This is a genomic window from Loigolactobacillus iwatensis, from assembly GCF_003950295.1.
In the GTDB taxonomy this organism is placed as follows: domain Bacteria; phylum Bacillota; class Bacilli; order Lactobacillales; family Lactobacillaceae; genus Loigolactobacillus; species Loigolactobacillus iwatensis.
In genome coordinates, this window is the sequence record NZ_RHNP01000017.1 from 53,554 (window position 1) to 59,805 (window position 6,252).

Genomic DNA, 6,252 nt, shown 5'->3' on the forward strand with positions numbered 1-6,252 from the left:
GCGCCTTTTCAAACATTCTCTAAGGAGGTTCAAATGACATTACGTTACGGCATTATGGGGGCAGCGTCAATTGTACCGCGTTTCATTGCTGGTGTTGCCGCTAGTAAATCAAGTAAAGTTGTTGCGATTGCGGCGCGGAATGAAAATCGCGCGCAGAAAATAGCAAATGACTGGCAAATTGCAACGGTTTATCCGGACTATCAAGCATTGTGTGCGGCCCCTGAAATTGACGTGATTTATATTCCGCTATACAATCGTGCGCATTTTAATGGTGCTAAATTAGCGTTGGAAAATGGTAAAAATGTACTGTTAGAAAAGCCATTCACGCTGTTTGCTGATCAGGCCAGGTCGTTATTCAAATTGGCCGCACAAAAACACGTTTTTTTGATGGAGGCACAAAAGGCGGCCTTTTTACCAATTACACAGCAAGTTAAGACGATAGTGACTTCTGGTAAATTAGGCAAGATTAACTATCTTGATTCTCAGAGTAGCCACGCTGGTGCAGAAACTATTCCGTGGTTTAATGATCTGGCCAGTGGTGGTGGCGCTTTTTATGGCAGTGCTGCTTACCCGCTGGATTATCTTCAGGTTTTGCTTGGAGCTACTGGTATCACAGGTGTGACCGGTCAAAGTATTCACGTTGGTAATGAAAGTGACCGTCAGGCTAGCGCGCTAATAAGTTTTGACTCGACTTTGGCCAGTATTTTTATAACCAGTACGTTTAATCTGGCTAGTCGGATGGTTATTCATGGTACAAAAGGTAAAATTGTTATTCCTAACTTTTAGAAAACGGATCATGCGTTTGTTACGCTAAATGATCAACCACCTGAAAAGCTAGCCGTTAAGCAACAAAGTGAATTTAGTTTTGAAGTTGACCACGTCGCAACTTGTTTGCAAAAGGGCGATTTGGTTAGTCCAATAATGACGCCAGAAATCACAATTCAAACGTGTCAGATTATTGAGACGCTTTACCGAAAATGGTACTCAAATTATGATCAACTTATGAGATAGAAAAATTAGTGTAGTCAAGCGCATAATTAAGCGCGCTTGATTACTAAGTACGGGACTTGAGCTTAGTGAAGAAACATACTGAATGGCTATTACTTTTTGGAACAAGTTTGGTTTCATTTATGGGAACCTTAGATGCTAGTGTCGTTAATATTGCGATGCCTGATATTGCGGCAACATTACATATCCCGATGAACGTCGTGGAGTGGGTTGCATCGGTTTATTTAGTGACAATTTGTGTTTTGTTACTTTTTTGGGGTAAATTATCTGACCAGATTGGCCGCGTGAATATTTTTCAAGTTGGGACACTAATCTTCATTCTCGGCTCAGCAATTTCTGGCTTTAGTTCGAGCCTAATTTGGCTGCTAATTGGTCGAGTCGTTCAGGCTTTTGGAGCCAGCATGACGATGGCAACTAACTTTGGTATTATTACTGCTATTTTTCCAAAAAATATGCAGGGGCGTGCCTTCGGATTAAACAGTTTAGTATTACAAGTTGGCAATGTTGCCGGTCCTGGGGTTGGTGGTATTATTTTGTCGTATTTAAATTGGCACTGGATATTTTTTATTAATTTACCAATTGGGATTGCTGTATTCGTACTTGATTGGGCCATTTTTAAGCACGAAACCATTGTTTGGACTGATATTTCGATTGACTGGCAGGGCTTTGGCTTTTATGCAGTAATGATTATTTTATTCTTTGGGATGATTTTTTATGCCCAAGTTGCTGGGTTCACTAATCCAATTAGTCTTTTGTTACTTGCGGTGGCAATTGGCCTACTGTTTGGTTTTATTTGGACCGAGCGGCATGTGGCCGATCCAATTATTCAATTAAAAGTATTTCGAAAGGCTAATTTTACGATTGGTTTGATAAGTGCCATGCTTGTTTACATCGTTGGCTATTTTTCTAACGTTATTATGCCTTTTTATTTAGAACGAACGCTAAGTATGGCCCCTAAAGCAGCGGGTTTATTATTAATGGGTATTCCGTTAGCCAACGTTATCGCGGCACCAATTGGTGGTTATTTAACGGATAAATACGGGGCTGTCTTAATTTCATTTTTCGCATTATTTATTTTTGTCATACCGCTCGTCTACTTCCAACTAATCCAAATTACCTGGGCCGTTAGCCTAGTCTTTATCGTTATTTTATTTTTGGGGATTGGAAATGGTATGTTCCAAAACAATCCAATGATTATGGCCAGTGCACCACAAGCGTACCAAGGAGTTGCTGGTAGCCTGGCAGCGTTAGCACGTAATATTGGGATGACTATTGGACTAAGTGCTGCTACAACAAGTCTTTACGCCGGAATGAGCATGAAGGCGGGATATAAGCTAACAACTTACCCAGTAGGCCATCCAGCGTATTTTATGGCCGGAATGCATTTTTCGTATGGTTTGGCGCTAGGATTAATTTTAATTGCAGTCATTTTAGTTGGTTGGGTCCTGAAAACAAAGGGACCATGGCCAGTTTAATTTCAGGCTAGGGAGTGTTTAGAAAGGCACAGGAATCTGCTTTTTCAAACACGTTTATACCAAATTAGTCAGAAAGATACTAATAAAAGTATTTTACAAACACGACCTAGCTAAGATTATAAAAATAATTCTTGAAAGATTCTTGAAAATTCTTGAATGACTTGCTTTTAAGCAAGAAAATGCTTACTATTTCTATGAAAGCAAAAAACCTAAAATGGAGGTTGCTCATGTCAGAAGACTACTTTGACCCAAAGTTAAAGTTGATCACGCTCAACGCTAACAAACCATTAGCGGAGAAGATCGCGAAGGAAGTTGGTGTCTCACTAGGTAAGGCATCAGTCAATCAATTTAGTGATGGTGAAATTCAAGTTAATTTGGAAGAAAGTATTCGTGGTGATGAAGTTTTCGTTATTCAATCAGTTTCTGATCCAATTAATCAAAGTTTGATGGAATTAATGATTATGATTGATGCATTACGACGTGCCAGCGCTAAGTTTATTAACGTTGTCATTCCTTACTATGGTTATTCCCGGCAGGATCGTAAAGCACGGGCCCGGGAGCCAATTACGGCCAAGTTAGTTGCCAATATGTTAGAGATGGATGGTGCAACGCGGATCATTGCTTTAGATTTACACGCAGCACAGTTACAAGGATTCTTTGATATTCCGGTGGATCATTTACAAGCAGCGCCATTACTTGCCAATTATTTCATTCAGCACAACTTAACTGAGGACGTTGTCATTGTTTCGCCTGATCACAGCAGCGTTGCACGTGCTCGCCAAATGGGAACGCTACTTGGTGGCGCACCAATTGCAATTATTGATCGGCGTTACTCAAAAGCTGAGCAAACCGAAAATTTAGAAATTATCGGGGACGTTAAGGGTAAGACGGCCATCATTGTTGATGATATGATTGACACTGGTAGTCGAGTAACAACTTCGGTTGAGGCTTTGAAGAATGGTGGGGCCAAGGATATTTATGCAGCCGCTACCCACGCTGTTTTTTCTGATCACGCGACACAGAAATTACAGGCCTCGGCTTTAAAGAAAGTTGTTGTGACTGATTCGGTTCAAATTCCTGAGGGTAAGCAATTCCCTAAATTGGTGGAATTATCTGTTGGTACTTTGATTGGTAAGGCGATTAGATTAATTCACGCTGATCAACCCATTGATCATTTATTTAAAACAATTTCCGAAAAGAACGAAGATTAGGAAGATATTAAACACTAATCAAGTAAATATTTAGGAAAATGAATAGGCGCTATGGTAGGGAACACTTCTTACCACGGTGCCTATTTTTCTATGGCGTTAAAAGTAATAAATCGGATAGTCGCTCTATTTAAATAATGTTGATTTTCATGAAAATTACGTAAAATTCACCAGAAAGATAGTTTTTTCTTCAGATTTTTGTTACATTATAAAATAATGATAAAAAAATTAATGTAATTGTAATTTAGTAACTATAAGAAAGTGAGCGGATGATAATGCGTGCAGTATTAACGGTAATTGGTAAAGATCGAGTTGGAATTATTGCGGGTGTCAGTCAAAAATTGGCCACTTTACAGGTGAATATTGTGGATGTAACGCAGACGATTATGCAAGAAAATTTTACGATGATGATGATGTGTGATCTTCCAGAAAAGGCAGATTTTGCGGGAATTAAAAAGAGTCTTAATAGTGTCGGTGAAGCTTTGGGAGTTCAGATCCGAATTCAGCGTGAAGATATTTTTACTGCAATGCACGAAATTTAGAGAAGGAGCAGGCCATGCAAACTAACCAAATATTAGAGACAATGCGAATGATTGATGAAGAAAATTTAGATATTCGGACGATTACGATGGGAATCTCATTACTAGATTGTATTGATGCTGACATCGATCGCGCGTGCAGTAAGATTTATGACAAGGTAACAACAAAAGCGAAGGATTTAGTGAAAGTTGCCGAAACAATTGAAACAGAATACGGTATTCCAATCATTCATAAGCGAATTTCAGTGACGCCAATTAGTATTATTGCGGCCGCAACACCGGATACGGATTACGTTAAGTTTGCTCAAATATTGGATAAAGCGGCGCGAATTGTCGGGGTTAATTTTATTGGTGGTTTTACAGCTTTGGCGCAAAAGGGCTATCAAAAAGGTGATCGAATTTTGATTAATTCTATTCCTGAGGCACTTGCCGTGACGGACTATGTTTGCTCGTCAGTTAATGTTGGCTCTAGTAAGGCCGGAATTAATATGGATGCCGTTCAAGACATGGGCGAAATAGTCAAGCAAACGGCAGCCAAATCAACTTTGGGTCCGGCTAAGCTGGTTGTTTTTGCGAACGCAGTTGAAGATAATCCCTTTATGGCGGGTGCATTTCATGGTGTCGGTGAAGCAGATGTTGTGATTAACGTTGGTATTAGTGGCCCGGGTGTCGTTAAACGGGCCCTGGAAAAAGTTAAAGGCCAACCCTTTGACGTCGTTGCCGAAACTGTTAAAAAAACGGCCTTTAAAATTACCCGGGTTGGTCAAATGGTTGGTAAATTGGCCTCCGAACAGCTGCAAGTACCATTTGGAATTGTTGATTTATCACTGGCACCAACGCCAAAAGTGGGGGATTCAGTTGCTCGCATTTTAGAGGAAATGGGTTTGGAGCAAGTTGGTACCCATGGGACGACAGCGGCCTTAGCGTTGTTGAATGACGCAGTAAAAAAAGGTGGTGTTATGGCCTGCAACCAGGTTGGTGGGTTATCAGGGGCCTTTATTCCAGTGTCTGAGGACGAGGGGATGATCGCTGGTGTTCGCAGTGGCTCATTAAATTTAGAAAAATTAGAGGCAATGACGGCCGTTTGTTCGGTTGGGTTAGATATGATCGCTATTCCAGGTGATACGTCGGCCACAACAATTGCCGCCATGATTGCGGATGAGGCTGCAATCGGGATGATTAATAATAAAACGACGGCCGTTCGTGTGATTCCTGCTAAGGGTAAAAAAGTTGGAGACCAGGTTGAATTTGGCGGTCTGTTGGGTACGTCACCTATCATGGCCGTTAATCCAGCCTCTTCGGCCGAGTTTATTGGTCGTGGTGGCCATATTCCAGCGCCAATTCATTCTTTTAAGAACTAATTATCGTGGTAAACTAATAGAGTAAGTAGCGTTTATTGGATAGCTAATTCAGCTGCCTAATAAACGTTTTTTTGCGGCGTAAAAAAGGCCGATTTTTGAATGTGCCTATTTTAAGTTGAAAGAATGCCAGTAATATAGCAATCCAAGTGAGGGAGGAAAACTTTTGCAAGAAATTAATAAAAAGCGTTTCAGTTGGCCGTTATTTTTAAGCCCTTTTATTTCGCGGCTCGGTGATGGGCTTTATATCTTTGGCCTAAATTGGTTTATTGTAAAAGCGACTGGTGCTGCCGCACAGCTTGGAATTGTTCAGGGAATTGGAGGATTGGTTTTAGTTTTAGGCGATCTTTTCGCTGGGCCGCTGGTGGACAATTATAATCGTAAATGGGTCATGATTTTATCAGATTTAATTAGTGCCATCGCCTGCCTTATTTTAGCTCTGCTCATTGATATTCGGCACCCCGTTTTTTACCAGCTTATTTTATTAACTAGTATTCTCGACATTGGGTTAGCTTTCAATTTTCCGGCCGCGAAGGCAATTATTCCCGAGCTTATTAAACAGAGTAACCTGACCCGTTTTAATGCTTTGGGCCTAGAATAAAAAGTGTACAAGTTAAATAGAGACTCTGATTTAGTATAATTAAGGAAGTAAATTGGAGGATCA

Annotated in this window: 6 protein-coding genes; all 6 read left to right on the forward strand. The window is 40.5% G+C overall.

Annotated elements, in window-relative coordinates:
• Window positions 1-33 precede the first annotated feature (33 nt).
• The 6 genes from EKM98_RS06005 (at window position 34) to EKM98_RS06030 (ending at window position 6,189) form a co-directional block, all read left to right on the forward strand.
• A complete protein-coding gene (locus tag EKM98_RS06005; RefSeq protein WP_125981263.1) occupies window positions 34-786 on the forward strand; it encodes a Gfo/Idh/MocA family protein in 753 nt (250 codons plus the stop codon).
• A gap of 290 nt (window positions 787-1,076) precedes the next feature.
• A complete protein-coding gene (locus EKM98_RS06010; protein WP_125981264.1) occupies window positions 1,077-2,483 on the forward strand; it encodes an MFS transporter in 1,407 nt (468 codons plus the stop codon).
• Between the two features lie 227 nt (window positions 2,484-2,710).
• Complete coding sequence (locus EKM98_RS06015) at window positions 2,711-3,694, forward strand: ribose-phosphate diphosphokinase (protein ID WP_125981266.1); 984 nt, start codon at window positions 2,711-2,713, stop codon at window positions 3,692-3,694.
• Window positions 3,695-3,966: 272 nt separating this feature from the next.
• Window positions 3,967-4,233, forward strand: coding sequence for an ACT domain-containing protein (locus EKM98_RS06020; RefSeq protein WP_125981267.1), 267 nt, complete (start codon window positions 3,967-3,969; stop codon window positions 4,231-4,233).
• 14 nt (window positions 4,234-4,247) lie between these two features.
• A complete protein-coding gene (locus tag EKM98_RS06025) occupies window positions 4,248-5,591 on the forward strand; it encodes a PFL family protein (RefSeq protein WP_125981269.1) in 1,344 nt (447 codons plus the stop codon).
• 163 nt (window positions 5,592-5,754) lie between these two features.
• On the forward strand, window positions 5,755-6,189 hold the full coding sequence (locus EKM98_RS06030) for an MFS transporter (protein WP_125981271.1): 435 nt from the start codon (window positions 5,755-5,757) through the stop codon (window positions 6,187-6,189).
• Window positions 6,190-6,252 lie beyond the last annotated feature (63 nt).

Bases quoted from the DNA above. Each gene is read 5' to 3' on its own strand.
- EKM98_RS06005 (WP_125981263.1), top strand. From the start codon at position 34: ATGACATTACGTTACGGCATTATGGGGGCAGCGTCAATTGTACCGCGT.
- EKM98_RS06015 (WP_125981266.1), top strand. From the start codon at position 2,711: ATGTCAGAAGACTACTTTGACCCAAAGTTAAAGTTGATCACGCTCAAC.
- EKM98_RS06020 (WP_125981267.1), top strand. From the start codon at position 3,967: ATGCGTGCAGTATTAACGGTAATTGGTAAAGATCGAGTTGGAATTATT.
- EKM98_RS06025 (WP_125981269.1), top strand. From the start codon at position 4,248: ATGCAAACTAACCAAATATTAGAGACAATGCGAATGATTGATGAAGAA.